The organism is Bartonella sp. TT29SHDZB (assembly GCF_042193395.1).
Lineage (GTDB): Bacteria > Pseudomonadota > Alphaproteobacteria > Rhizobiales > Rhizobiaceae > Bartonella.
On record NZ_JBHILQ010000190.1, the window covers coordinates 1 to 520 of the forward strand.

Here is a 520-nt window from a genome sequence, read left to right on the forward strand (position 1 = left end):
ATCAAGAATGTGAATCAGAGGATTAAGGAAGTTTCTGAAGGAGTCGCACAGGATTCTTTGAATTGGAGTAATGAAGCTCAGGCGTTTGTAGCGCGTCATATAAAAACAGAAACACAAGATGGCAAAGTTATAACGAAACAAGAAAATAGCAAATTGAAGTTTTTATTGGATGGAGAAATTTCTAAAGGTTCGACAGAAGCGATTACCGGTAACCAGCTTTATTCAATGAATGAGGCAGTTGCTAGCTATTTTGGTGGAGGAGCTGGCTATAACGAAAAAGGAGAATGGGTTGCACCTACCTTCAAGCTTAAAACTGTCAATGATGATGGTAGTGCTGGTGAAGAAAAGATTTATAAGAGTGTATCGGAAGCACTTTCTGATATTAGTACTTCTGTCACGAATGTTCATAATGATGTAACTAATGTTGTCAGTGATAGCCTTGTCAAGCAGGATGATGATACGAAGGTTATTACTATTGGCAAAGAAGTAGAAGGTACAGAACTCAATATTGCCAACAGTA

The 520-nt window shown here is 37.9% G+C and carries 1 pseudogene; it reads left to right on the forward strand.

Going from position 1 to position 520, the window contains the following annotated elements:
* A pseudogene (locus ACFIJJ_RS10220) lies at positions 1–520 on the forward strand (hypothetical protein); the annotation flags it as partial.